The 647-nt window shown below is 42.7% G+C and carries 2 pseudogenes; one reads left to right on the top strand and one right to left on the bottom strand.

Annotation, left to right across the window (positions count from 1 at the left end):
* Positions 1-96 precede the first annotated feature (96 nt).
* Positions 97-384 (bottom strand): annotated as a pseudogene (locus Xmir_RS22260) (transposase); the annotation flags it as partial.
* 143 nt (positions 385-527) lie between these two features.
* Between Xmir_RS22260 and Xmir_RS22255 the strand changes: the two are divergent.
* Positions 528-647 (top strand): annotated as a pseudogene (locus tag Xmir_RS22255) (IS110 family transposase); the annotation flags it as partial.

Raw genomic sequence — 647 nt, 5'->3', positions numbered from 1 at the left:
CTTTGATCGTACTCATGAGATGTTCTCCCGAAATTCAGTGCATCGGATAAAAGATGGCACTATTTTCCACTGAAAAAGGGGGCGTCCATCACATCAGCCCGTACTGGTTTTTCCTCGTTGTGCCATTCCTTCAAATACCCGATGGCGGGGAATGCGAAGGTTATGACAAACGGCAATTTTTGTGGAATCAATAAAAGCGATCCCCTGGGTTGTAGCCTTACGTGACGAAAGAAAAGCACATAAAGGAATAAGTGCCCTTTTCTTCAGGGTGAGCATGCGGGTATAGCTGACTAATCCGGGAAAATCGGCAGTAGGGTATTGTTTTACATGTTCATTATAAAACGTTTTAAAATCACGATAATGGCTCATATGAAATAAAATGAGGAATATAATGAACGCATCCCATTCACTTAGCCTTTGGCATTGTGCTGGAATTGAGAAGTGAGGTGTGGATCCTCTCCGATTTCCGGCCTTATAGTGCCTAAAAGTGGGAGCCTGTTGCTCCCTGATGACGGGAGGATCCACTCATGAAATATACTCCTTTTGGTGTCGATATTGCAAAACATCTGATGCAAATTCATTTTGTAGATGAATATACCGGGGAAGTCATTGATAAACAGCTACGCCGTGATGATTTTTTAACGTTC

This window comes from Xenorhabdus miraniensis, from assembly GCF_002632615.1.
Note: the sequence above shows the minus strand (reverse complement) of the source record. Positions and strands in the feature narration are given on the sequence as shown.